Here is a 24407-nt window from a genome sequence, read left to right on the forward strand (position 1 = left end):
TCGTCCTCACCTGCACAGACTTCAGCTCATCCAGCCACGGCTTAGGCCGCCACCCTTGACACCGGAGGGCCCGTTGTCCCGTTTCGCGTTCATCAAGGCAGTGCTCTCACCGATCATGCGCCTGATGTTCCGCCCCCGGGTGGAGGGCGCCGAGAACATCCCGGGCACCGGTCCTGTCATTCTCGCGGGCAACCACCTGACCTTCATCGACTCGATCGTGCTGCCGATCGTGTGTGACCGTCAGGTCCTGTTCATCGGCAAGGACGAGTACGTCACCGGCAAGGGCCTCAAGGGCCGTGTCATGGCGTGGTTCTTCACCGGCGTCGGCATGATCCCGGTCGACCGCGACGGCGCCAACGGCGGTGTCGCGGCGCTCATGACCGGCCGCCGCGTCCTGGAGGAGGGCCAGGTCTTCGGCATCTACCCCGAGGGCACCCGCTCCCCCGACGGCCGGCTCTACCGCGGCCGCACCGGCATCGCCCGGCTGACCCTGATGACGGGCGCGCCCGTCGTACCGTTCGCGATGATCGGCACGGACAAGCTCCAGCCGGGCGGCAGCGGCCTCCCGCGGCCCGGCCGCGTCACGGTCCGCTTCGGCGAGCCGATGGAGTTCTCGCGCTACGACGGCATGGGCCGCGACCGCTATGTGCTGCGCGCCGTGACGGACTCGGTGATGGCGGAGGTCATGCGCCTGTCCGGCCAGGAGTACGTGGACATGTACGCGACCAAGGCGAAGGCCGCCTGAGCCGGTAGCACTTGAGCGTCACGAAGGGCCGCACCCGGTGGGTGCGGCCCTTCGTCATGCGTATGGCCGTCCGGACGCCCGCTGAAAGTGCGTCATCCGTACGGCCGCGTCGTCATCCGTGCGGACGCGTCCGTCACGGGTGTTCGACGCCGTCCTCCAGCTTCTGGCCGCGCAGCAGGAACCACGCCGCCACCGCCGTCGCGAGGAGCACCGCCGCGCCGACGCCCGCGGCGGCCCGCAGCCCGTCGACGAAGGCGCCCTGCGCTGCCGTCAGCAGTTCGCTCGCGGTGTGCGCGGGCAGCGCCGAGACGGACTCGACCGCTCCGCCCAGGGATTCGTGGGCGGCCGACGCCACCTCGGGCGGGGTGCCGGCCGGGGCCGTGAAGTCCCGGTAGACGCCCGTGACGATGGAGCCGAGCAGGGCGATGCCGAGAGCCGCGCCCAGTTCGTACGCCGTCTCGGAGACCGCGGACGCCGAGCCCGCCTGCTCCTTCGGCACGCTGGACAGGATCACGTCCGCCGTGACGGTGAACGAGAACCCTGCGCCGACGCCCACGATCAGGAGCACGGCCCCGAGCAGCGGATAGCCGGTCGACTGGCTGAGTCCGGTCAGCCCGGCCAGGGCGAAGCCCACGGCGGCGAGGCCGCCCGCGACGACGGAGCGCACGGAGAACCGGCGCGCGACCGTACCCGCGACCAGTCCGGCCGCCACCGCGCCGATGGCGGCGGGCAGTTCGGCGAGACCGGCCTCGAACGGGCCACGTCCCTGGACCAGTTGCAGGAACTGGGAGAGGAAGAACACCAGGCCCGAGAGGCCGAGGATGGTGAGCAGGTCGGCGAGGACAGCGGCCGAGAATCCGCGGTGACGGAACAGCCGCATGTCGAGGAGCGGTGCGGGCAGCGTGAGCTGGCGGCGGACGAACCAGGTCAGAGCGGCCAGTCCGAGCACGCCGGACGCCGGCACCTCCCAGCCGAGGCCGTGCGACGCGGCCTGCTTGACCGCGTAGACGACACCGATCATGCCGACGAGGGACAGGACGACGCTGATCAGATCCCACGGCCCGCCGGCCGGGTTCTTCGACTCGGGCAGCAGCTTGATGCCGACGACGACGAGGACCGCCATGACGGGCAGGTTGATCAGGAAGACCGAGCCCCACCAGAAGTGTTCGAGCAGGAATCCGCCGACGACGGGGCCCACGGCCGCGCCCGCCGAGGCCGCCGCGCCCCAGATGCCGACGGCGAGGGAACGCTCGCGCGGGTCGGTGAAGATGTTGCGGATCAGGGCGAGGGTCGAGGGCATCAGGGTGGCGCCCGCGACGCCGAGCAGGGCCCGGGCCAGGATCATCATTTCGGGGGTCGTCGCGTACGCGTTGAGCACCGAGACGGCGCCGAACGCGACCGCGCCCGTGAGCAGCAGCTTCTTACGGCCGATGCGGTCACCGAGGCTGCCCATGGAGACCAGGAGTCCCGCGATCACGAACGAGTAGACGTCACCGATCCACAGGAGCTGCGTGCCGGTCGGTTCCAGGTCCTCGCTGATATACGGCGTCGCGAGACCGAGCACCGTCGCGTCGACCGCGACCAGGAGCACCGCGAGCACGAGGACGGAGAGCGCGAGCCATCGTCCTCGCCCGGGCCTCGGCTCCACCTCCGCCGCGGATGTGCGCTGGTGTGTGCTGGTCATGGTTCCACTCTCCGTCTGGCGCCGCCGAGCAGAAGCTCGACGATCATGTGTTGGAAGTCCTTGGCGGCCACCCGGCCGTCCTGTACGGCCCATGCGCCCCCGCCGATCAGGCTGTAGAGCGCCTCCGTGAGCCACGCGGGTGTCAGGTCGATCCGGAACTCGCCGCGCTCCTGGCCGCGCGTGAACAGCGCGGCGATGCGAGCGTCGAGCCGGGCCCAGCCCTCGTTCTGCGATTCGCCCTCGAAGAGCTGGTTCTCCGTGACGAGGAAGGCGAGGAGTCCGGCGCACGGCTGGATCTCCGTCACCAGCCGGCGTACGGCGTCGTCGGCACCGCCCTCGTCGAGCCGGGCCGCGTCGAGGGCGGCCTCGCACTCCTGGATCCCGAGTTCTTCCAGGGCCCTGACGAGTGTGTCCCGGCCCGCGAAGTGCCGGTGCAGCGTGGCGCGGCTGAGACCAGCCGCCCTGGCCACCTCGTCCATCGTGGCCGTGGCCTTGCGGGTGAGCAGGGCGGCGGCGGTGCGCAGCACCTGTTCTCGGTCGACTGACATGAGACGAGGGTAGTCCATGTGAGACATATTTGTCTCATCAAGGGCGCGGGCGTCTCATGAGTCGGTGGATATATACGGACAGCGAGTGAATCGCTCGGCGACGGGGGTGGGGTGTGCGAGTGAGGTGGGTGCGGGTCAGGTCTGCCAGGCGCCGCGGCACAGGGCTGCGGACGCCTCGTCGAGGTAGCGGGCCGTGGCGAGCCAGGCGCGGGCGAACGCGTCGGTGTCCGCCGAACCGAGGCGGCCGAATCCGTCGCGGCCCCGCTCTGCCGCGGAGCTGCGCAGCGCGTCGAGCAGCTCGGCGGCGGTGGACAGGCCCGCGCGACGCAGGAGCGTGGTGTCGGGTGCCGTGGTGTGCGGCCCTCCGGCGGGTGCTGTGTGCGTCAGGGCGCGGCGGCCCGCGATGACTACCTGTTCCATACGGCGGCGCAGGACGTGGAGGGGGACGGAGGGGGTGGGTGCGGGCGCCGACCGAGGTGATCTGGAGTGCGTCGTCGGGGTCACGTCCTGGCGTTGGAGGCGGTCCAGGCCGAGGTCGTGCCGGCCCGTGGGGAGACGGACGGCGAGGAGAGCGGCCCGGGGGTGCCCGGCGGGGACGAGGCGCGCGATGGCGCGGACCCTGGTCCCGGGGGCCGTGGCGAGGAGGGCGAGGTTCTCGCGGTGGGCCAGTTCGGGGTGGTCGTCGGCGGTGGTCAGCCGCACGGTGAGCCCGTCGCACTCGGCCAGGAGGCAGTCGCCGCCCGCCTCTCGGGCCACGCCGGTCAGCGTGGCGTCGAGGAACAGCAGGTCCTGTCCGGTGGCGAGGGCCCGCGCCACCTGTTCCGCCACGGGGACGGACCACAGGGCCGCGAGCGGCTCCTCGGCCCAGTCGGCTCCCGCGGCGGCCGCGGCCCGGACGCCCCGGCCCGCGCCGAGCCGCCCGTCGGCGGAGACGGTCGCGCCCGAGACCACGAGCCCGGCGCCGGCCAGGTCGCGGTGCGTGAGTGCGGTGTCGCCCATTCTGACGGCTCGGTCACCGGCGGTTCTGGCCCTGCCCGGTCCTCCGGGGGCCACGTCGGGGACGGTGTAGAGGCGGCCGGCGGCGTCGGCGGTCCAGGTGACCACGCCCGCGTGGCCGGTCGCGGTGAGGACGGGCTCGGTGAACAGTCCGTAGAGCCTGAGCGAACCGCCCGGAGCATAGGCGCGGCGCGCCGTTCCCCGGAGTGCGGCGTGCGCGTCCGGGGTGTCGGGGCGGCGCAGCCCGTACGCGGTGGCGAGCAACTCCTCGAGGGCGTCGGCCAGTTCGGAGGTGCGGTGGTCGGGCTCGGCGGCGCGGGCCGCGCGCAGGCCGTTCACCGTGCGGATCGCGGCGGCCGCGGGGCGGGGCAGCGCCGCGAGGCGGGCGGAGTGGGCGGCCCTGAGCAGACCGGCCTGAAGCACGGCACCGGCGCCGTCGACCCCGGCGTCCAGGACGAGAACGGCTGCCTGCCACAGGGCTTCGGCGGCGGCTGCTTGGGTCGGGGTGGTGGGCGTAGACGTGGGGGCTTCGGTCGGCTCGGTGGTCTGTGCGGTCGCGCCCACCTCGTCCGGGGCGGGCGGGGATGGCTGGTCGGGCGCGTCGGCGGGGGCCTGCGTGGGTGCGTCGTCCGCGATCGGCGCGAGGGTCGCCGCCGCGGCCCGGTGGACGCAGGCCGGGGCGAGCAGGCAGCCGCAGCGGATCGCGTCCTCAGCCGCGACCGTGCCGCCGGGAGCGTGCAGTTCCACGAACGTCTCGTCGTCGACCGCGATACGGCAGATGCCGTCGTCGGACGTCATCGGTCGCGCGGCGAGCTTCTCCACGGCGGCGTCCAGGCGCTTGCGCAGGCGTGGCGAGAGCGCGGCCACGACGGCGGCGGTGACTTCGGGCGGTACCGGAGGAAGCTGCGGCGTCGGGTGAGACTGCGGCTGAGAGTGCGTCGACGTCAACGGATCTTCTCCCCTACCCAGCGGGCGAGTTCGAGCGGGCTGAGCGCGGCGACCGGCATGCCGGCGGCGACGAGCTGTCCCGCGATGCCGGTGGAGTAGCGGGGGCGCCCAGCGTCGTCGAGGCTCGCGCAGCCCAGCACATGGCAGCCCGCGCCGACGAGTTCGCGTACCTCGGCGAGCATTCCGCCGACGGGGTAGCCCTCCTCGAAGTCGCTGACCACGACGACGAGGGTGCGGGAGGGCGCGGTGACGAGCGTGCGGGCGTGGCGCAGCCCGGCGGCGATGTGGGTGCCGCCGCCGACACGGGCCTCCAGGAGGAGGGCCAGCGGGTCGTGGACGTGTTCAGTCAGGTCGAGGACCGTCGTCGAGAACGCCAGGAAGTGCGTGGACAACGCGGGCACGCCGGCCAGGACCGACGCAGTGAGCGCCGACCAGATGGTGGACGCCTCCATCGAGCCGGACACGTCCGTGAGGACGATCAGCCGCCAGTCCGCCGAGCGCTGGGCTCTGCCGTGGAACACGGGGCGCTCCGGGATGACGTGGATACGTCCGTCGTCGGTGCGCCGGGCCGTGGCGAGGTTGGCGCGCAGGGTGCGGGCGAGGTCGAGTCTGCCGCCGGGGCGCCGGGTGGGACGGGCGGTCGCCGCGCCGGTGAGCGCGGGCCGCATGCGCGTGGCGAGGGCGCGGGTGAGCTCGTCGACGAGGCGCCGTACGAGGGGGCGCAGGGCGGCGAGCTTGGCCTCGGGCAGCCCGCCCGCGTGCTGGAGCACAGTGCGGAGCAGCTCCACTGAAGGGCGTACAGCTTCGGGGTCGAGGGCGGACACGACGTCTGTACGGCCTCGGGTGGCCGCGGCGGCGAGGACCTCCTCGCGGATGCCGGGGCCGAAGAGCGTCGTGAGTTCCTCGGCCCATTCGCGTACGCCGGGGTACGGAGCCTCTCGCCCGACACGCCCGCCTGCGCCGCCCGGCAGATCGCCGCGCGCGCCTTCGCCACGGCCCCTCCCGTACAGCTCGTCCAGGGCGGTCGCCAACGGAGCGATGCCCTGCGGGAGTTGATCCCCTCGCCGCCCGAGCACGAGGCGCCAGCGTTCGGCGGGGGCGATGCGGGGGCCACCGGGTGGGGAGACGGAGGCGGGAGTGCGGACGGGGGCGTAGGTGGCAGCGGACGGGGACGCCGCGTGAGGCCGGTCGGACGTGTCCGGCGTCGTGGGCGGGAGTGTGTTCGGCGTCGGGGGCACGAGTCCGTCCGGCGTCGGGGGCAGGAGGTCGAGCGCGGCCAGCGCCTCGCGGGCGGCGAGGTCCGCCGCCGTCCACGCGGCCAGCGTCCGCGCGTCCGTGTCCGGGGGAAGGTCGGCGTCCAGGGTGCCGTCGATGCGTTCCTCGATGACGGTGAGCAGCCGGTCGCGGGCGGCCGGGCTGAGCGTGTCGAAACCGCCGCGCAAAGCGGGGAGCCGTTCGAGGAAGGGGTTGTCGGGCAGTTCGCCGACGCGGTCGAGCAGCGGGGCGAGTGCCTCGGGAGCCGTTTCGAGGAGGGAGCCCGCGGCGGTGAGCAGGCCGGTCAGCCGGGCGGTGAGCTCCGCGCGCGTGCCGGGGCCGCCGGCCGTGTCGACCCAGGACGCCGCGCGTACGCCGAGGGCGGTGGCCGGGGTGTGTCCGAGCAGAACCCGTACCGCGGCTGCGGCGCCGCGCATGAGCGGCGTCCCGCCGTCGGCCAGCCGCGCCAGCGAGTCGGCGAGCCGCATCCCGCCGAACACGTCGGCGCGCCGCGCGAGTTCGACCAGGGCACGGGCGTCTTCCGGGTCCTCGGAGCCGGTAAGCCCATCGAGACTGCGGACGGCGGCGACGGTCAGGAGGTCGGCGCAGTCGGCCGGCGCGTGGTGCCAGGGGGTGGCGGGGGCGGGGCTCGCGGCAGGGTCAGTTACGGGATCCGTCGTGGCCAGACCCGCGATGTGGCCCGCGCTGAGGCGGTCCGTGAGGGCGAGGCCCGTCAGGAGTTCCGGGAGCGTGCCGATCGCGGGGAGCACGGTCGTCACCTCTGCCAGGGCCTCGGCCGCGAGCGCCGGCAGCGCGCACCGGGCCGCCTCGCCGAGCACGGCCAGCGCCTGCGCCGCGGTCGGGCCGCCCTCCGCGTGGGCGGCCCGGACGCGCGCGCGAAGCACGCCCTCCGCCACCTGCGCCGGCGTGACGCCCCGAGTGGTCGCTGTCGTGAGGACCGCCGCGGTGGCGGGTGTCCAGCGCACGGTCCAGCGGGTGGTGAGCGCGTCGGCCCCGCCCGCCCCGCCGACGGATGTCTCCTGCGCGTACGGGATGCCGCACAGCGCGAGGCGGCGCAGCAGCACCTCACGTTTGCGGTCCAGGTCGGAACGCAGGGGATCGAGCCGAAGCTCCTTCTCCTGCCCACCACTTGCGGGGCCCGGCAGTCCGAGCGAGGCCAGCTCCGTCTCGACGGCGGGTGCGAGTCCGCCGCGCGGTGCGCCGGGGGCGGCGCGGCCCGTGCGCTCGCCGACGAGGACCCGCTCCAGCGCGCGGGCGACGGCGCGCCCGCGGCCCAGCGGCTCGCCCTGGGCCAGCACGGTCTGCACGGCCTCGACGAACTCGCTCCGGCCCGGCGCGGGCAGCCCGCGCAAGCTTGCGAGGTCGCCCGCGACGCGGCGGATCTCGCGGGCGTCCGCCGGTCCCGACGGGTGGCCCTCGGCGCGCAGTTCACTGGTGACGCGGACGGCACAGTGCAGGGCCGTCTCGCCGACCGCGGCCGGGTCGCCCGCCGACTCCAGGACCTGGTGCTGCCACTCGGGGTCACGGATCCCGGCCGGATATCCGGAACGGGCGTCCAACAGCGCGTACGTGTACGGGATCAGGGAGACGGCGGGGGTGGGCGCCGCCGGGGCTTCCGTGTGCGGTTCGGCGGTCACCCGGGCTTGCGACTCGGCGGGCGTCCTGTCCGACGGCCCCGCGATCGGTTCTTCCTGCGCCTCGTCCCGCAGCGCCCCCGCGCTCAACGCGGGGGCGTGGAACGCTCCGATCAGCGCCGCCACCCTGCGTCCCTCGCGCGCCGCCTCGCGCAGGCGTGCCCGCATCCAGCGCTCCCGGGCGAGGTCGAGCGGGTCGACTCCCGGGCCGTCCGCTGCGTCGCGGCGCAGGGCCCAGCCGGTGAGGAGCGCTGCGCGGCGCAGGGCTTGCGGGGTGGCGCCCGGGGCGGGGGCCTCCACCAGGCGGTCCCAGAGGTCGTCGCCGTCGCGGCCGGTCAGCCGTCCACGTACGGCGTCGCCCAGACGCGGCGCGTCTCCACCGCCCGGGCGGCGGGGGTGTTCGGCGCGTGCGGCGGGGCGGGGTACTTGTGGCTCCCTCCAAGCCCGTTCCGCGAGCGGCAGATCGCAGGCGACCACCGGGACGCCGTTCCGTGCGGCCCAGCGCAGCGCCGCGAGCTCCGGTGAGAAGTCCGCGAACGGGTAGAACGCCGGCCCCGACTCCCCCTCCCTGTCGAGCACCGCCGCGAGCGCGACCGGCGCCACCGTCTCCTCGTGCGCCAGCCACGGCAGCAACTCCTGCGTCTCGGCCGGAAGTTCGACCAGCAGGACGTCCGGGGCCGCCTCGTCGAGGAGCCGGGGGACGACGGCGGCCAGCGACGGCGCGTGGTGGCGTACGCCGATGAGGTAGGGCCCGTCGGGATGGGTGAGCGCGCCGATGGCCACGCCCGCGTCGGTGGTCATGACGGGTCAGCCCTCCAGGACGGAGCGCAGGTCCCACAGGGTGCGCCAGGTCGCGGAACCCTCCTCGGCCCGGCGCCGCACCGCGCCGTCCCAGTAACCGAGCAGCCGCGCCGCGTCCGCCGGGTCGTCCTTGCGGACCACGCCGGTGAGGTGGCCCGGCAGGAGCGCGAGGGCGTCTCGGTCGCCGGGGAAGTAGGCGGCGGCGACGCCGAGCGCCGTGGCGACGGAGACGGCCTCGGCCGTGCTCATCACGGTGGACGGCCGCTCCACCTCCCAGCCCTCGGCCGAACGGCCCGAACGCAGCTCGCGGAACGCGGTGACCAGGACGTCGAGGACCATGTCGTCGAGCTGGTACGCGGCGCCCGCCCGCTCGACGGCGGCCTTCGACTGGCGGCGCACGAGGTCGAGTTCGGCGTCGAAGTCGCCGATGGGGCCGACCGTCTCGAAGTTGAAGCGGCGCTTGAGCGCGGCGGACATCTCGGAGACGCCCTTGTCGCGGAGGTTGGCGGTGGCGATGACGTTGAACCCGGGGGCCGCGTGCGCCTGGGCGGCGTCCGTACCGGCCAGCTCCGGGACGGCGATGCGCCGTTCGGAGAGGAGGGAGATCAGGGCGTCCTGCACCTCGGGGAGGCAACGGGTGACCTCCTCCACGCGTGCGACGGCGCCCTGGGTCATGGCGGCGAGGACGGGTGAGGGGACGAGTGCCTTGGGACTCGGGCCCTGGGCGAGCAGCAGGGCGTAGTTCCAGCCGTACTTGAGCTGGTCCTCGGTGGTGCCCGCGGTGCCCTGGACGGTGAGCGCGCTGGTGCCGCTGACGGCGGCGGCCAGCAGTTCGGACAGCATTGACTTGGCGGTGCCCGGCTCCCCGACCAGGAGCAGTCCGCGCTCGCCGGCGAGCGTGACGACGCAGCGCTCCACGAGGGCGCGCTCGCCGACGAACTTCCGCCGGACGGCGAGGCGGCGCGGCACGCCCTCGCCGGCATCGGCACCCTCGGGCAGGCGCAGCGGTTCGCCGGAGCCCATCACGAAGGTGACGACGGCGCGCGGGGTGAGCCACCAGCCGGGCGGACGCGGCCCGGTGTCGTACGCGGCGAGGAACGCGAGCTCGTCGGAGTACAACTCCTCAGGCGGCACGATCTGCCGCGGCGCGGCAGACGTCGCGCCCTGAACGGTGTCGGTCGTGGTACTCATCGGCGACGCTCCCGCGGCTGCGTGACCCGGCACTGCGCGGCCAGGACAGAATCGGTCGTAGTGGTAACGGTCATCCGACGGCACTCCAACGGCCACATGCCCCCGCACCGCACACACGGCGCAGCCGGAACGGAATCGGTGGTGGTGGTCATCGGCGGCTGCGCGACCCGACGGCGCATGTCAGGCATCGCCGGGGTGACTCGGGCCCTGGTCGTCATTGGCCGTTGCGCGACCCGACGGGGCAGGCCGCGCATGGCCGAGGTGGCTCGGCGGGCCCCGGTCGTCATCGGCGCCGCCCCTTCCGGGTCGCGCGGGTCGTGAGTTCTTCGAAGGCAGGGACGTCGCCGGCGCGCACTCGTTCCCACGCGCGGGTGAACAGTTCCGGGACCGGGAGCAGCGGGACCGTCGCCGTGTTGCCCGGAATGTCGTACAGGGCCTGCTTCCAGGACTCGACAGGCAGTGCGGGCGCCTTGAGTGCCAGCCAGGCGCCGGGCAGGAACAGGCCGCGGCCCGCGCGGGCGCGCTTCGCCTCCACCACCAGTGCGGTCGCGGCGAGTTCGGCGCGGGCCCGCTTCATGCGGGCGGGCTTCCAGCCGGTCCAGCGCGTGCTGTTGCGGTCGCTCGGGTCGGGCAGGGCGAGCAGTTGCAGGTAGAGGGCGGCGGCGTCCTCGCCGATGGCGTGCGTTTCGGCGACCTCAGTGACGAGGCCGGGGACACCGCGCGTGGGGTCCTGCGCGTATCCCTCGAGGTCCGGCTCCGGTCCACCCACCTGTCCGTCCACACCCGGCACGCCCGCGGACACCGCGCGGCGCAGCCCCTCCCCCAATACCGCCCTGATCGCCCGCAGTGGGGCGTCCGCGCGAGATCCGGTCAGGCCTTCGATCAGGCCGAGCGCCGGGTCGTCGGGGCCGGTGAGGGCGGCCGGGCGCAGGAGGACGGCCTCCTGCTGGTGCCAGGGGTGGACCACGAACGCCTCGCCCACGCGCGTCAGCCCGTCCGCTCCGGCGCCGCCCGTCTCGGGCATCCCATGCGCCTTGCGCAGCTCGGGCGCGGTGGCGTCGCCCTTCTCGGTCCAGTCGAGGCCGAGCTGGAGCAGCAGCTCCGGATCGGCGAGCCGGGTCCGCAGCGCGTCGAGGGCGGCGGGCAGGGCGGCGCGCAGCGGATGCCCGTACGGCAGGCCGTACGCGAGCGCGCCGAGCGCGGACACGGCGGGCACCAGGTCCCTGACATGCGGCACCGCGGTGGGGTCATCGCCCGTCAACCGGCCGTCCGTGTCGAGTCGTTGGACGGTGGTGCGGCTGAGCCACGGGGTGTGCAGGGGGTTGAGTACGGCCTCGGCGTTGCCGATGGTGGAGACCCCGTTCAGCGAGATCTCCACGTCCTCGGGGAAGCGTACGAGGGCGCCGAACCGCTTCGTCCATACCTCCCGGGCGGCCTCGACGGCCGGCCCGGTCTCCCAGAGGTCGGCGGCGGTCTCGGGGAGCAGCGCGGCGACGACATCGACACGGCCCTGCCACGTGAGCGCGGTCAGGCGGTCGTGGCCCGCCTCCACCTGCGTGCGGGTGAGCCCGGAGCGGGCCTGGCACTCGGCGGTTCCGACGTCGTCGGCGAGGACGCCGGAGGGTCGACCGGCGAGGAGAAGCTCCGCCTGGACGGGGCCGCAGCCGGGCGCCGCCGCCAGTGCGGTCGCGTTCTCCGCGTGCCAGGGCGTGGCGCCGCGCTCGCGCACGAGGGCGGCGAGTGACGCGATCCGGTCGCCGGCGAGTGTGCCGGGGATCCGCTGTGCCTCACGGGTCGTGAAGTGGGCGACGGGCTTGAACTCGCCCGACGGGTCGTGGTCCAGGGCCAGCCAGTCCACCCCGTCGTCGTGGCCGCGCCTGCGGGCCGCCGCGAGGATCGCGACGGTGCGGTCGCCGAGGCGGAGGACCTGGCCGGGGCGCGGCCGGTAGGCGCCCTTCTCGCCGAGTTCGACGCTGCGCAGTTGACGGCCCGGGTCCGTGAGGGCGCCTTCGGCGACGGCGTCCAGGAGGTGCAGGAGCGCGGATCTATCCGTTTCGTCCAGGCCGGGGACGGTCGCGCGGTACGCCAGTGCGGGCAGGTGCTGGAGGACGCGCAGCCAGGTGGACGTGCAGCTCGGGATGGTGAGTTCGTCGGTGGTCCAGCCACCGGAGAGCGTCGCGAGGTCGTGTCCGCTGGGCAGCGGGGTGCCTTCCGCTGCCTTGCCCGCGATGAGGTGGCCGACGGACTTGATCTGGCGCAGTGTGCTCCAGGTGTCGGCGCTCCAGTTGCCGAAGACGGTGTGGCCGAGGACGCCGCGGATCGCGCTCAGCAGGGTCCGGTCGTCGCCGTCGCTGGGCGAGAAGTCGTGGAACATCTCCTGCCTGCGCGCCGCGACGGGCCGTGCGGCCACCGCCTGGGGATCGGTGAACTCGGCCACGGATTCGCGGAGTTGGACCATGGCGAGCGTGATGGCACCGACGCCCGCCTGCAGCGACGGGTGCCCGATCGCGGGCAAGGCCCGCTCGGTCGCGGCGAGCAGGTCGCGGTCGAACCGGTCGGACGCGGCCTGCCTCTGCTCGTCCATGAGGGCCGTCCTGGCCTCGCCCGTGGTCTTCCTCCGGTGCCGCGCCAGCGCGGCCGCCGCCTCGTCCGCCAGTGCGGCGGCCTGCTCGTCCGCGAACGCGCGCAGCGCCTTGGAACCGTCCTCGTCGCGGGCCCGCATGGCGTGCCAGAACGATGTCGGCGGGACCAGCGGCGTGCCGGCCGCGTACTGAGCGCCCGCCCGGGACATCACGGTGTCGCCGAACGATCCGTCGGCGGGCCCGGCACCGTCCCCGTAGAGACCCAACTCGTTGCCGTCGAGGGCGAGTACGGGCGCCGCTCCGCCGGGCAGGCGCAGCGCGCCGAGCGGCACGGGGGTGCGGCCGCTGGTGAAGCGCGCGGGCAGCGCGACCTCGCGGCCGTCGGGCGTCCCCGCCGTCAGCCGCTCTTCCGCGCCGTCCCGGGCGCCGTCGCCGCGGACCCAGCGGCCGAGGACCGCACCGTCGGTGCCCAGCGGGCTGTTCTCCAGGCCCGCTTGGAGGGGCAGCACCTGGCAGTCGGCGTGCCGCAGCCGGCCGCCGTCGCGCACGGCGCCCGCGAGGAGCGGTGGCAGGGAGGCGCGGCCGGTGGCGCCGGTGGCGGGGTCGTACTCGATCCAGGTGCTGGTCGTGCTCGTGGTGCGCAGCCGCCAGTGGTTCACGCCGTCGCCGCTGACTCGGTGCTCCTTGGGCAGGGCGGTGTCGCCCGCGTGCAGGGGGCGCGCGCCGGTGCTGCGGCCGCCGTCCGGCAGGGGCAGGGAGGCGTCCAGGGTGTGTGCGCGCCACTGGGTGGCGGACTCGCCGCCGAGGTGGAAGATGTCGGCGGGGCGCGAGGACCAGTACGCGCGCTGCTTGCCCTCGTGCCACCAGGTGACGAGCAGTTCACCGCCGGTGAAGCGGAAGGCGGGCTGCCGCCAGTGGTCGGGCTTGCCGGGGATGCGCAGGTCGTGTTCGAGGAGGATGCCGTCGGGTCCCGCGACGACGGCCTTGTCCCGGTGGGCGACGATCAGCGCGGGCCAGGCCTCCTGGACAGTGAGCCCGTCGCCGTGGCGCTGTTCGGGTACGGGCCCGAGCAGTTCCATGGCCTCTTCGAGCGCGGGCCAGCCCAGTTCGTCGACGATGCCCGCGCGCAGGGTGCGGCCGAGGTTGCCGCTGAGATCGTGGGCGCGGACGCGGGCGACGGCCCCCGGCGCGACGTCCGCCGCGACCGACCGGAAGCGCCGGAGGCGCTGGAGCGCGGCGCGGGCGCCGGGCAGACCCGCCGCCGCCGTGAACGCGTCGGCCTGTTCGGTGAGCCATTCGGCCAGCAGCGGGCGAAGCACCGGGTGCTCGGCGACAGCGATGGTCTTGCGACTGCCCACGCTGCGGTGGGAGTTGCCGCCGATCGCCTCCTTGAGCAGCGGCCTGAACCGCGCGTCGGCGGCCACCGCGGCGAGATCGCCGCGGCCTGTGTCCGGTCCGCCGAACCAGTCGTCGAGGCCGATCCCGTGGCCGTCCGTGCGGGGCGCGGGATCCACCACAGCGACACCCGACGCGAGGCACACGTCGATGAGGTCCAGGTCGGCCCAGCTGCGCCAGCCGCGCCCGCGGAACAGGTCGACCGGCCGCCCCTCGGCGCGCAGGCGGGCCGCCATGCGCTCCACCAGGTCGTACGTCATCGGGGAGCGGCGCACCCCGCGCCAGCCGCCCTTCAGGTGGGTGGACCAGCGCGACAGCCAGTCCCCCGCGTCGACGGCCGCGTCCGGGGCCGGGTCGGTGAGGAGCTGTTCGGCGCCGGTCTCGGCGAGCAGCTCCAGCCAGTCGCCCTCGGAGCCGTTGTCGTGTCCGTACCCCGTCGGCATGATCTCCAGGAGCCGCTTACGGACGGCCGGTTCCTGCGCCGCGAGGACCAGGAGGGTGGGCCGGTACGCCGTCCAGAACGTGCCGGGTGCGCGTACGACCGCTGGGGAGGCCAGCAGGTCGGCGAGCAGCCGGCACTCCTCCTCGACCCGGTCAAGGTCCGCGGCCCTGATGAGCTTGCGGGCGTCCTGCGGCAGGGCCGCGTACGGCGGCATCCCGGCACCGCACCGCTCGACGACGAGCCTGCGGTACTGCTCCCAGGCCGCCTGCGGTGCCAGACGCTGCGTCAGGTCCCGTACATGGTCCTTGAGCGCCTTGACGGTGAGCGCCCCGGCGAAGGCGAATTCGAGGAACACCGCACGCTGCCGCTGCTCGTCCACGTCGAGGCTGTGGACGCGCTCGGCCTCGCGTGCCTTGCCGAAGAGGGCGGCCCCGTAGGTGGTGTTCTCGTGCCGGAGGAAGGCGCGGCCCGCCTCCTCGTAGTACGTGGGCAGGAAGTGCGGGACGGAGCGGCCGAGGCGCTCGCCGAGCTCCTCGAACCCGTCCTTGGCGGCGCCCGCGCGGGTCTTGGCCATGCGAGCGAGGCGCTCGACGTCCTTGACGAGGGCGAGGGCGTGGTGCCCGTTGTCCGGGTCGTTCACCAGGGCCCAGGCGGGGAAGCCGAGGGTTTCGCGGCGTACCTGGCCGAGCCCGTCACGGACGCTCTCGCGCCGCAGCCCGAGGAAGTCCAGGGCGAGGTCCTCGGCGTCGCCGAGCGTGCCGGGCACGAGGCGGACGACCGCGCGCCCTTCAAGAACGGGGTGGGTGTACGCGCGGGCCGTCAGGTCGTCGGCGTCCTCACCGCGGTGTGCGCCCGGGAGCAGGACGGCGCCCGCCTCCAGGAGCGCTCCCGTGTCCACCGTGCCGTCACCCGTGCTCATCGTGCCCCGCTCCCCTGCCGCCTCGCCCACCGAACCCACCGAACCCGCTGTGCTGGTCGTGCCTGCCGCGCCCGAACCCGCACCCAGACCCGCGCCCGCGCCGCTCACCGCCGTGCTCACGCCACCTGCTCCCCGTCCTCGAGCTCGCGGCCCGCATAGAGGGCGGCGGCCATGCGCATGCCCTCCGACCAGGCCACCGGCCCGACTTCACCGAGGGCGATGGCCTGTCCCGCCTCGGTGGTCCAGGTGAGCGGCCCGGTCTCGGTCTCGGCGTAGCCCTCGTAGTCGCCGATCCAGACCCGGGCCTCCACCGTGCGCCCGGCCTCCAGCACGGGCTGGACGGCGTGGCCGCCGCGCACGCGGTAGCCGAGGGACGTGGCGCGGCCGGCGAGGAAGCGGAGCTCCTTGAAGGTGCCGCCCTCGTAGTCGTCGACGGCCTGCGCGGCCGGGTCGCGGCCGGCGCCGCGTGTCCAGATCTCGCGGAACAGCTGCTGGACGCCCTGGTCGACCCCCAACTCGACGGCGAACTCGCGCAGTTCGCCGAGGTCGTCCAGGAGGACCGGGTGGGGAATGCTGATCTGCCGCGGGCGGATGCGCACGGTGTCCCCGTCGAGGTCGACGAGGCCGATGCCGCGCTCGGGGTCGGCGTCGCGCAGGAACCCGGCGACCTCGCCGTCGTCGCCGGTGACGACCAGGTCCTTCAGGGCCGCTCGCCAGGCCGGGTCGGGCCAGACCTCGGCGAGCACCGCGGCCGGTACGGGAAGGGAGCGGGTCATCCAGCGCTCGGCGCGCTCCCGGCAGTCGCGCTCGTGGCGCTCCAGCCACTCGGTGAGCTGCCGGAGCCCGATGACGGCCTGCTCGTCGGCGATCTTCGGCGGCACCGACTTCAGGAGCCGCCCCTTGCCGTTGCGGCAGACGACCTTGCCGCCGTCGTCCAGGGCGACTTCATAGTCACCCGCGCGCATCCACCCCACCACTGCCTCCCCGACAGCCGATTTTCCGTGCCCAGATGTCGACCACCGGTCGTGGGCGCGCGCCGAAGGCACGCGTCACGAGCACCGGTTGTGAGCCGGCGTTGATCAACTGCCGGAAACTTTAGGGGGAGCCACTGACAACGCAGCGCGGCCCGGCCCCCTGAAGGGCCGGGCCGCACAAGAGGCAGGTCAGGACTTGGCTTCGGCCCATGCGCGCTGCACGGCGAGGTCGTCCTTCACCTCGGCGAGCTGCACCGCGACGGCCGAAGGAGCGGTGCCGCCCCGGCCGCCCCGCGAGGCGAGCGCGCCCTGCACGTTGAGGACGGTGCGCACCTCGGGCGTGAGGTGCTCGGAGATCTTCGCGAACTGGTCGTCCGTCAGCTGGTCGAGCTCGATGCCGTGCTGCTCGCACTCCTTGACGCACTCGCCGGCGACCTCGTGCGCGACGCGGAACGGCACGCCCTGCTTGACGAGCCATTCGGCGATGTCGGTGGCGAGCGAGAAGCCGGCCGGGGCGAGCTCCTCCATCCGCTCCCGGTTGACCGTGAGCGTGGCCATCATGCCGGTGAACGCGGGCAGCAGGACCTCGAGCTGGTCGCAGGAGTCGAAGACCGGCTCCTTGTCCTCCTGGAGGTCGCGGTTGTACGCGAGCGGGAGGGCCTTGAGCGTGGCCATCAGGCCGGTCAGATTGCCGATCAGGCGGCCGGACTTGCCGCGGGCGAGCTCGGCAATGTCCGGGTTCTTCTTCTGCGGCATGATCGAGGAGCCGGTGGAGAAGGCGTCGTGGAGAGTGACGAAGGAGAACTCCTTCGTGTTCCAGATGATGATCTCCTCGGCGATGCGCGAGAGGTTCACGCCGATCATCGCGGTGATGAAGGCGAACTCCGCGACGAAGTCCCGCGACGCGGTGCCGTCGATGGAGTTGGCGGCCGAGCCGTGCTCGAAGCCGAGGTCCTTCGCGACAGCCTCCGGGTCGAGGCCGAGCGACGAACCTGCCAGGGCGCCGGAGCCGTACGGCGAGACCGCCGTACGCTCGTCCCACTGCCGCAGCCGCTCGGCGTCCCGGGACAGGGACTGGACGTGCGCGAGGACGTGGTGCGCGAACAGGACCGGCTGGGCGTGCTGGAGGTGCGTACGGCCGGGCATGGCGACGTCGGCGTGCGCCTCGGCGAGGCCGACGAGCGCGTCCTGGAGGTCGGTGACGAGGCCGCCGATGACGCGCGCGTGGTCACGCAGGTACATCCGGAAGAGCGTGGCGACCTGGTCGTTGCGGGACCGGCCGGCGCGCAGCTTGCCGCCGAGGTCGACGCCGAGGCGCTCCAGCAGGCCGCGCTCCAGCGCCGTGTGGACGTCCTCGTCGGCGATCGTCCCGACGAACGAGCCGTCCGCCACGTCCGCTTCGAGCTGGTCGAGGCCGGCGAGCATGCGGGTCAGCTCGTCCTCGGTGAGCAGGCCCGCCTTGTGCAGCACGCGCGCGTGGGCGCGGGAGCCGGCGATGTCGTACGGCGCCAGGCGCCAGTCGAAGTGGACCGAGGCGGAGAGTTTCGCCAGGGCCTCGGCGGGGCCGTCGGCGAACCGGCCGCCCCAGAGGCGGACATCGCCGGTGTTGCTGCTCACGGTTGCTCCTAGATGTGCGGTGACGCGGGGCGGGTTTTCTCTTCCCCGTCCCGCCCCTTCCCGTAACGGGTATCAGGCGAGGTCGCGCTTCGCCGCGCTCTTCGAGGACAGGGCGAAGACGTCGATGACGTCATGCATGAGTATGCATTGGACTGCATGATTCGTCAATCGACCCCCGAATCGAGCTCTCCACGGACCGAGACGCGCGAAATTCTTAGACAGGCGAACGATCTCGGGTCGATAATCCAGAACCATGGGAAAGACCTACGAACGCATAGACGGCAGGCTGCGCACCTTCATCGAGGCGCAGCCCATGTTCTTCACCGCGACGGCCCCCCTCTCCGAAGGCGGCACGGTGAACCTCTCCCCCAAGGGGCTGACCGGATCCTTCGCCGTGCTCGACGAGCGGACCGTCGCCTATCTCGACTTCGCCGGAAGCACCGCCGAGACCATCGCGCACCTGCGCGAGAACGGCCGCATCACCCTCATGTGGTGCGCCTTCCAGGGCCCTCCGAACATCGTCCGGGTGCACGGCCACGGCGAACCTGTCTTCCGTGACGACGCCAGGTTCAAGGAGCTGCTCGAACACTTCCCCCATATCGACCCGACCCGGCACGGCCTGCGCGCGATCATCGTCGTCACAGCCGAGCTCGTCCGCGACAGCTGCGGATACGCGGTCCCCTTCATGTCGTACGACGCGGACCGCGATCTGCACGGGAAGCGCTTCGCGCGTGAGGACGACGCCTCCCTGAGCGAGTACTTCAAGAAGAAGGAACACATCGAGCACAGCATCGACGGACTTCCGGGGCTGCCGCTTCCGCTGCCTCCGACTACCGTCTGACACATGCGTTCACGATCCGTCACCATCGCGTCCCTGGCCGCGACGACCGCCCTGCTGATCCTGGGTGCGGCACCGCCCGGCGGGCCCGCGCCGCTGCCCGCGCGGATGGCCGACACGGGCGGCGGCTCCCAGCTCGTCACCGCACAGGCCGCGCGCACGGGCTCCACCACAGGCACCGTCACCTGGTGGGACCGGCGCGACGGGCAGTGGGTCGCGGCTGGTTCGGCGGCGGCGCGGTTCGGGTCGAAGGGCCTCGCCGACGGGGGCTCGCGCAAGCAGGGCACGTACACGACACCCACGGGTCTGTACGGCCTGCCCTACGCCTTCGGGATCGAGCCCGCGCCCATCGGCACGGCCACCGCCTACCGGCGCGTGCACCAGGACTCATGGTGGTGCCAGGACAACGACTCACGGTCCTACAACCGCTGGACCGAGCCGCGCCCGGCCGACTGCCGCGCCGCCGAGTCCGAACACCTCGTGTCGTACGCGACCCAGTACGCACACGCCTTCGTCATCGCCTACAACTACGACAAGCCGGTGCACGGCCGCGGAGCGGGGATCTTCCTGCACGTGAACGGGCGCGGGGCGACGGCCGGGTGCGTGTCGGTCCCGGCGGACGCGATGCGGCGCATCCTGCGCTGGGCCGAGCCCGGCCGGCGACCGCACATCGCAATCGGGACGGCGAGCGGCCCGACGGCGATCACGAACTACTGAGGCGGCACCTTCGCCACTGATTGCGCCCACCCCTGAAGGCGAATGTGTGGCGATCCCATGAAGATGTAGGGACCACATAACGAGACGGGGTTGCGGGCACACCGGCCGGCGGCGTTGCATCGCCCGGTGCAGACCGAACAACTGACCCCTCAGCAGACCCGGCCGACGGACACCGGCAACCGCGCGGCGCGCCTGGCCGTCACCGTGTTCCCCGTACTCGTGCTCGCGGCGGGCGGTATCGGGCTCGCGCTGCCGGACGCCTTCGTGAGCTGGAAGACGAACGTCCCGTACCTGCTGGGTGTGGTGATGTTCTGCATGGGGCTCACGATGACCCCGCACGACTTCAAGGGCGTCGCGAAGCGGCCCTGGGCCGTCGGCCTCGGGCTCGTCGCGCACTACGTGATCATGCCGGGGCTCGGCTGGCTGATAGCCAACGCCCTCGACCTGCCGCCCCAGTTGGCGGCGGGCGTGATCCTCGTGGGCTGCGCCCCCAGCGGTACGGCCTCCAACGTGGTGACCTACCTGGCGCGCGGCGACGTGGCCCTGTCCGTCTCCGTCGCCACCGTCTCGACCGTGCTCGCCCCGCTCGTCACGCCGCCGCTGACCCTGCTCCTCGCGGGCGAGTTCCTGCCCGTGGACGCGGGGTCGATGGTCACGGACATCCTCAAGACCGTGCTGCTGCCGGTCGTCGCGGGGCTCGTCGTACGCCTGGTCCTCGGCCGGTACGTCGACCGGGTGCTCGGCTTCCTGCCCTGGCTGTCGGCGCTGACGATCGCCGTCATCGTGGCCGTGGTCGTCGCGGGCAGCGCGACGGCCATCAAGTCGGCGGCCGGGCTCGTCCTGCTCGCCGTCGTCCTCCACAACGGTCTCGGCCTCGCGCTCGGTTACGGCGCCGGAAAGCTCGCCCGCCTCGGGGCGCCCGCGTCCCGCGCGATGGCGTTCGAGGTCGGCATGCAGAACTCGGGGCTCGCCGCGTCGCTCGCCACGGCCCACTTCAGCCCGCTAGCGGCGCTCCCCGCGGCGGTGTTCTCCGTGTGGCACAACGTGTCGGGCGCCCTGGTCGCGGCCTGGATGTCGTACCGGGCGCGCCGCGCCGAGCAGGCCTGAGAACGCGACAGCGCCCCGGACCACCCGTGAACAACGGGCGGTCCGGGGCGCGAGCCAGAACGATTCAGCGCACGCGGATCCAGGGCACTCAGTGGTCGTTCTGGGCGAGCCGCAGCAGATGGTCGGCGAGCGCCTGCCCGCCGGCCGGGTCGCGGCTGATCAGCATCAAGGTGTCGTCACCCGCGATCGTGCCCAGAATGACCTGGAGTTCCGCCTGGTCGATCGCCGACGCGAGGAACTGGGCGGCGCCGGGCGGGGTGCGCAGGACCACGAGGTTCGCCGACGCCTCCGCGGAGATCAGCAGTTCCCCCGCGAGCCGCCGCATCCGCTCCTCCTTGGCCGAGCCGCCGAGCGGGGCCTGCGGGGTGCGGAAGCCGCCCTCGCTGGGTACCGCGTAGATCAGCTCGCCGCCGGTGTTGCGGATCTTGACCGCGCCCAGCTCGTCCAGGTCCCGGGAGAGCGTCGCCTGCGTGACCGTGAGGCCGTCGTCGGCGAGCAGCTTCGCCAGCTGGCTCTGCGAGCGCACCGGCTGCCGGTTGAGGATGTCCACGATCCGGCGGTGGCGCGCGGTGCGGGTCTGCGGCACGGCGGGTCCCGCGGCGTGCTCGTTGTCCTGCGCCTGACTCATCGTCGTCGTCCCATTCCTCAGGATCGTCCTTCCCCGTCGGCCCCTTCGAGGGCCTTGTCCAGAACGCCGGGCAGCGCCTGGAGGAAGGTGTCCACCTCGTCGTCGCGGAGGTTGAGCGGCGGCATGAGCCGTACGACATCGGGGGCGGGCGCGTTCACCAGGAGGCCGGCGTCCTGAGCCGCCTGCTGCACCTGGGGCGCGCGCGGCTCGGTGAGCACGATACCCAGGAGGAGCCCGGCGCCCCTTACGTGGCCGACGAGCGGGTGCCCGAGAGAGGCGATTCCGTCCCTCAACCGCGCCTCGGCGCGCTTCACGTTCTCCAGGAGGCCCTCGCCCGCGACGGTGTCGAGCACCGCGAGGCCGGCCGCGCAGGCGACGGGGTTCCCGCCGAACGTCGTGCCGTGGTGACCGGGCTTGAGCAGCTCGGCCGCCTCGCCGAACGCGACGGTCGCGCCGATGGGCAGTCCACCGCCGAGCCCCTTGGCGAGCGTGACGACGTCGGGGTCGATGCCCTCCTCCGCCTGGTACGCGAACCAGTGGCCGGTCCTGCCGATGCCGGTCTGCACCTCGTCGAGGACGAGGAGGGTGCCGGTGGCCCGGGTGATCTCCCTGGCCACCCTGAGATAGCCGGCGGGCGGCACGACGACGCCGTTCTCGCCCTGGATCGGCTCGATGATCACGAGCGCGGTCTCTTCCGTGACCGCCGCCCGCAGCGCCTCGGCATCGCCGTACGGGACATGCGTGACGTCGCCGGGCAGCGGTACGAACGGCTCCTGCTTGCCGGGCTGGCCCGTCAGCGCGAGGGAGCCCATCGTCCGGCCGTGGAAGCCGCCCTGGGTGGCGACCATGTGCGAACGGCCCGTCAGGCGGCCGATCTTGAACGCGCCCTCGTTGGCCTCGGCGCCCGAGTTGCAGAAGTACACGCGGCCGGACCGGCCGAAGAGCTGGAGGAGCCGTTCGGCGAGCGCGACGGGCGGCTCCGCGACGAAGAGGTTCGAGACATGGCCGAGGGAGGCGATCTGCTCGGTGACCGCCCGGACGACGGCGGGGTGCGCGTGCCCGAGGGCGTTGACCGCGATGCCGCCGACGAAGTCGACGTACTCCTTGCCGTCGGCGTCCCACACCTTGGCGCCCGCGCCGCGGACGAGGGGCAGCCGGGGCGTGCCGTAGTTGTCCATGAGCGCGCCCTGCCAGCGCGCGGTCAGCTCCTGGTTGCTCATGACTCCCCCTGTGCGTCGATGGCGCTCACGTCGGTGGCCTCGGGGGCGTCCGGCACGACCATCGTGCCGATGCCCTCGTCGGTGAAGATCTCCAGCAGGATCGAGTGCGGGACCCGGCCGTCGATGACGCGGGCGGTCGTCACGCCATTGCGTACGGCGTGCAGGCAGCCCTCCATCTTCGGGACCATGCCGCTGGCCAGCTCGGGAAGGAGCTTCTCCAGCTGCCTGGCGGTGAGCCGGCTGATGACCTCGTCGGAGTTCGGCCAGTCCTCGTAGAGGCCCTCGACGTCGGTCAGGACCATCAGCGTCTCGGCGCCCAGCGCCGCAGCGAGTGCCGCAGCCGCCGTATCGGCATTGACGTTGTAGACATGTCCGTCGTCCTGGGAGCGGGCGATCGAGGAGACGACCGGGATGCGGCCGTCGGCGAGCAGGGCCTCGATGGCGCCGGTGTCGATCTCGGTGATCTCGCCGACCCGGCCGATGTCGACCAGTTCGCCGCCGATCTCGGGCTTGTGCTTGGTGGCGGTGATGGTGTGCGCGTCCTCGCCGGTGAGGCCGATGGCGAGCGGGCCGTGCTCGTTGAGGAGCCCGACGAGCTCGCGCTGCACCTGGCCGGCCAGGACCATCCGCACGACGTCCATCGCGTCCTCGGTGGTGACCCGCAGGCCCGCCTTGAACTCGCTGACGATGCCGTGCCGGTCGAGGGCCTTGCTGATCTGCGGTCCGCCGCCGTGCACGACGACGGGCTTGAGGCCCGCGTGGTGGAGGAAGACGACGTCCTGGGCGAAGGCGGCCTTGAGGTCCTCGTCGATCATGGCGTTGCCGCCGAACTTGATGACGACGGTCTTGCCCTGGTGCCGGGTGAGCCAGGGCAGCGCCTCGATGAGGATCTGCGCCTTGGGCAGCGCGGTGTGCTTCCGCGTCGTGCTCATGAGCTGTACGCGCTGTTCTCGTGGACGTAGTCCGCGGTCAGGTCGTTGGTCCAGATCGTCGCGGTCTCGGAGCCGGCCGCCAGGTCGGCGGTGATGACGACCTCCCGGAAGCGCATGTCGACGAGCTCGCGGTCCTCGCCGACGCCGCCGTTCTTGCAGACCCAGACGCCGTTGATGGCGACGTTCAGCTGGTCGGGCTCGAAGGCGGCGGACGTCGTGCCGATCGCGGACAGCACCCGGCCCCAGTTGGGGTCCTCGCCGTGGATCGCGCACTTGAGGAGGTTGTTACGGGCGATGGAGCGGCCCACCTCGACGGCGTCGTCCTCGGTCGCGGCGTTGACGACGTCGACCCTGATGTCCTTGCTGGCGCCCTCGGCGTCGCCGATGAGCTGGCGTCCGAGGTCGTCGCAGACCGTGCGGACGGCCTCGGCGAACTCGGCGTATTCGGGGGCGACCTCGGCGGCACCGGAGGCCAGGAGCAGCACGGTGTCGTTCGTCGACATGCAGCCGTCGGAGTCGACACGGTCGAAGGTGACCTTGGTGGCGTCCCGCAGGGCCTTGTCCAGGACGTCGGCCTCCAGGTCGGCGTCCGTCGTCAGGACGACGAGCATGGTGGCGAGGCCGGGAGCGAGCATGCCCGCGCCCTTGGCCATGCCGCCGACCGTCCACCCGTCGCCCTCGAACACCGCGGTCTTGTGCACGGAGTCGGTGGTCTTGATGGCGACGGCGGCCTTCTCACCGCCGTGCGCGCTGAGCTGGGCGACCGCCGTGTCGACGCCGGGCAGGAGCTTGTCCATGGGGAGGAGTTCGCCGATGAGGCCGGTCGAAGCGACGGCGACCTCGCCCGCGTTCAGGCCGAGCGCCTCCGCGACCTTCTCCGCCGTGGCGTGCGTGTCCTGGAAGCCCTTCGGGCCCGTACAGGCGTTGGCGCCACCGGAGTTGAGGACCACGGCGGACACGAGCCCGCCCTTGAGGACCTGCTCGGACCACAGGACCGGCGCCGCCTTCACGCGGTTGGAGGTGAAGACGCCCGCGGCGGCCAGGCGGGGCCCGTCGTTGACCACGAGGGCCAGGTCCGGGTTGCCGTTCTGCTTGATCCCGGCGGCGATACCCGCGGCCGTGAATCCCTTGGCTGCCGTCACACTCACGCTGTCTCCTCGTTCGCTTCTCCGCCCGCGCGGCGCAGCGGCGCGGCTCTCGTCCCTGTCTGCGGC

16 protein-coding genes are annotated in these 24407 nt (G+C 73.2%); 4 read left to right on the forward strand and 12 right to left on the reverse strand.

What is annotated here, in order from left to right; all coding sequences use genetic code 11:
• Window positions 1-55: 55 nt before the first annotated feature.
• Window positions 56-745 carry a lysophospholipid acyltransferase family protein gene (locus CG723_RS32300; protein WP_100597041.1) on the forward strand — a complete coding sequence of 230 codons (690 nt, stop codon included), beginning with the start codon at window positions 56-58 and terminating at the stop codon, window positions 743-745.
• Window positions 746-878: 133 nt separating this feature from the next.
• On the opposite strand, the gene CG723_RS32305 is transcribed toward CG723_RS32300, so the two are convergent.
• The 8 genes from CG723_RS32305 to argH all read right to left on the reverse strand — a co-directional run bounded on the left by CG723_RS32305 (window position 879) and on the right by argH (window position 17751).
• Window positions 879-2429, reverse strand: coding sequence for an MFS transporter (locus tag CG723_RS32305; protein ID WP_100597042.1), 1551 nt, complete (start codon window positions 2427-2429; stop codon window positions 879-881).
• Window positions 2426-2977: a TetR/AcrR family transcriptional regulator gene (locus tag CG723_RS32310; RefSeq protein WP_234374643.1), complete on the reverse strand. Its 552-nt coding sequence runs from the start codon at window positions 2975-2977 to the stop codon at window positions 2426-2428. The genes CG723_RS32305 and CG723_RS32310 overlap by 4 nt, the downstream gene beginning before the upstream one ends.
• A 135-nt stretch (window positions 2978-3112) precedes the next feature.
• Window positions 3113-4921 (reverse strand): hypothetical protein, encoded by a 1809-nt coding sequence (locus CG723_RS32315; RefSeq protein ID WP_100597044.1) that lies wholly within the window; start codon window positions 4919-4921, stop codon window positions 3113-3115.
• Window positions 4918-8631 (reverse strand): vWA domain-containing protein, encoded by a 3714-nt coding sequence (locus CG723_RS32320; protein WP_100597045.1) that lies wholly within the window; start codon window positions 8629-8631, stop codon window positions 4918-4920. Before CG723_RS32320 ends, CG723_RS32315 begins: the two co-directional genes overlap by 4 nt.
• 6 nt (window positions 8632-8637) lie before the next feature.
• On the reverse strand, window positions 8638-9822 hold the full coding sequence (locus CG723_RS32325) for an ATP-binding protein (RefSeq protein WP_100597046.1): 1185 nt from the start codon (window positions 9820-9822) through the stop codon (window positions 8638-8640).
• Between the two features lie 283 nt (window positions 9823-10105).
• Window positions 10106-15280: a hypothetical protein gene (locus CG723_RS32330; protein WP_100597047.1), complete on the reverse strand. Its 5175-nt coding sequence runs from the start codon at window positions 15278-15280 to the stop codon at window positions 10106-10108.
• Window positions 15277-16134, reverse strand: a complete 858-nt coding sequence (locus tag CG723_RS32335; RefSeq protein WP_100597048.1) for a DUF4132 domain-containing protein — start codon at window positions 16132-16134, stop codon at window positions 15277-15279. Before CG723_RS32335 ends, CG723_RS32330 begins: the two co-directional genes overlap by 4 nt.
• A gap of 189 nt (window positions 16135-16323) precedes the next feature.
• Window positions 16324-17751 carry an argininosuccinate lyase gene (gene argH, locus CG723_RS32340; protein WP_100597049.1) on the reverse strand — a complete coding sequence of 476 codons (1428 nt, stop codon included), beginning with the start codon at window positions 17749-17751 and terminating at the stop codon, window positions 16324-16326.
• 253 nt (window positions 17752-18004) lie between these two features.
• Here argH and CG723_RS32345 point away from each other — a divergent pair, with 253 nt between their 5' ends.
• From CG723_RS32345 to CG723_RS32355, 3 genes are all read left to right on the forward strand, one after another.
• Window positions 18005-18592: a pyridoxamine 5'-phosphate oxidase family protein gene (locus CG723_RS32345; RefSeq protein ID WP_100597050.1), complete on the forward strand. Its 588-nt coding sequence runs from the start codon at window positions 18005-18007 to the stop codon at window positions 18590-18592.
• Window positions 18593-18595: 3 nt separating this feature from the next.
• A complete protein-coding gene (locus CG723_RS32350; RefSeq protein ID WP_100597051.1) occupies window positions 18596-19306 on the forward strand; it encodes a L,D-transpeptidase family protein in 711 nt (236 codons plus the stop codon).
• Between the two features lie 126 nt (window positions 19307-19432).
• Window positions 19433-20413 (forward strand): bile acid:sodium symporter family protein, encoded by a 981-nt coding sequence (locus CG723_RS32355; RefSeq protein ID WP_199841984.1) that lies wholly within the window; start codon window positions 19433-19435, stop codon window positions 20411-20413.
• A gap of 88 nt (window positions 20414-20501) precedes the next feature.
• Here CG723_RS32355 and CG723_RS32360 read toward each other — a convergent pair whose 3' ends face one another.
• Genes CG723_RS32360 through argJ form a run of 4 tightly spaced genes read right to left on the reverse strand, consistent with a single transcriptional unit; the run spans window position 20502 to window position 24341 of the window.
• Complete coding sequence (locus CG723_RS32360) at window positions 20502-21041, reverse strand: arginine repressor (RefSeq protein ID WP_100597053.1); 540 nt, start codon at window positions 21039-21041, stop codon at window positions 20502-20504.
• A gap of 17 nt (window positions 21042-21058) precedes the next feature.
• Entirely contained in the window at window positions 21059-22261 is a 1203-nt protein-coding gene (locus CG723_RS32365) for an acetylornithine transaminase (RefSeq protein WP_100597054.1), read from the reverse strand.
• Window positions 22258-23193, reverse strand: coding sequence for an acetylglutamate kinase (argB, locus tag CG723_RS32370; protein WP_100597055.1), 936 nt, complete (start codon window positions 23191-23193; stop codon window positions 22258-22260). The genes CG723_RS32365 and argB overlap by 4 nt, the downstream gene beginning before the upstream one ends.
• Window positions 23190-24341, reverse strand: a complete 1152-nt coding sequence (gene argJ / locus CG723_RS32375) for a bifunctional glutamate N-acetyltransferase/amino-acid acetyltransferase ArgJ (protein WP_100597056.1) — start codon at window positions 24339-24341, stop codon at window positions 23190-23192. Before argJ ends, argB begins: the two co-directional genes overlap by 4 nt.
• Window positions 24342-24407 lie beyond the last annotated feature (66 nt).

Source organism: Streptomyces sp. CB01635 (assembly GCF_002803065.1).
In the GTDB taxonomy this organism is placed as follows: domain Bacteria; phylum Actinomycetota; class Actinomycetes; order Streptomycetales; family Streptomycetaceae; genus Streptomyces.

Coding starts and splice junctions, on each gene's coding strand:
- CG723_RS32365 (WP_100597054.1), bottom strand. CDS start 22,261: ATGAGCAACCAGGAGCTGACCGCGCGCTGGCAGGGCGCGCTCATGGAC.
- CG723_RS32345 (WP_100597050.1), top strand. CDS start 18,005: ATGGGAAAGACCTACGAACGCATAGACGGCAGGCTGCGCACCTTCATC.
- CG723_RS32360 (WP_100597053.1), bottom strand. CDS start 21,041: ATGAGTCAGGCGCAGGACAACGAGCACGCCGCGGGACCCGCCGTGCCG.
- CG723_RS32305 (WP_100597042.1), bottom strand. CDS start 2,429: ATGACCAGCACACACCAGCGCACATCCGCGGCGGAGGTGGAGCCGAGG.
- argB (WP_100597055.1), bottom strand. CDS start 23,193: ATGAGCACGACGCGGAAGCACACCGCGCTGCCCAAGGCGCAGATCCTC.
- CG723_RS32310 (WP_234374643.1), bottom strand. CDS start 2,977: ATGTCAGTCGACCGAGAACAGGTGCTGCGCACCGCCGCCGCCCTGCTC.
- CG723_RS32350 (WP_100597051.1), top strand. CDS start 18,596: ATGCGTTCACGATCCGTCACCATCGCGTCCCTGGCCGCGACGACCGCC.
- CG723_RS32320 (WP_100597045.1), bottom strand. CDS start 8,631: ATGACCACCGACGCGGGCGTGGCCATCGGCGCGCTCACCCATCCCGAC.
- CG723_RS32325 (WP_100597046.1), bottom strand. CDS start 9,822: ATGAGTACCACGACCGACACCGTTCAGGGCGCGACGTCTGCCGCGCCG.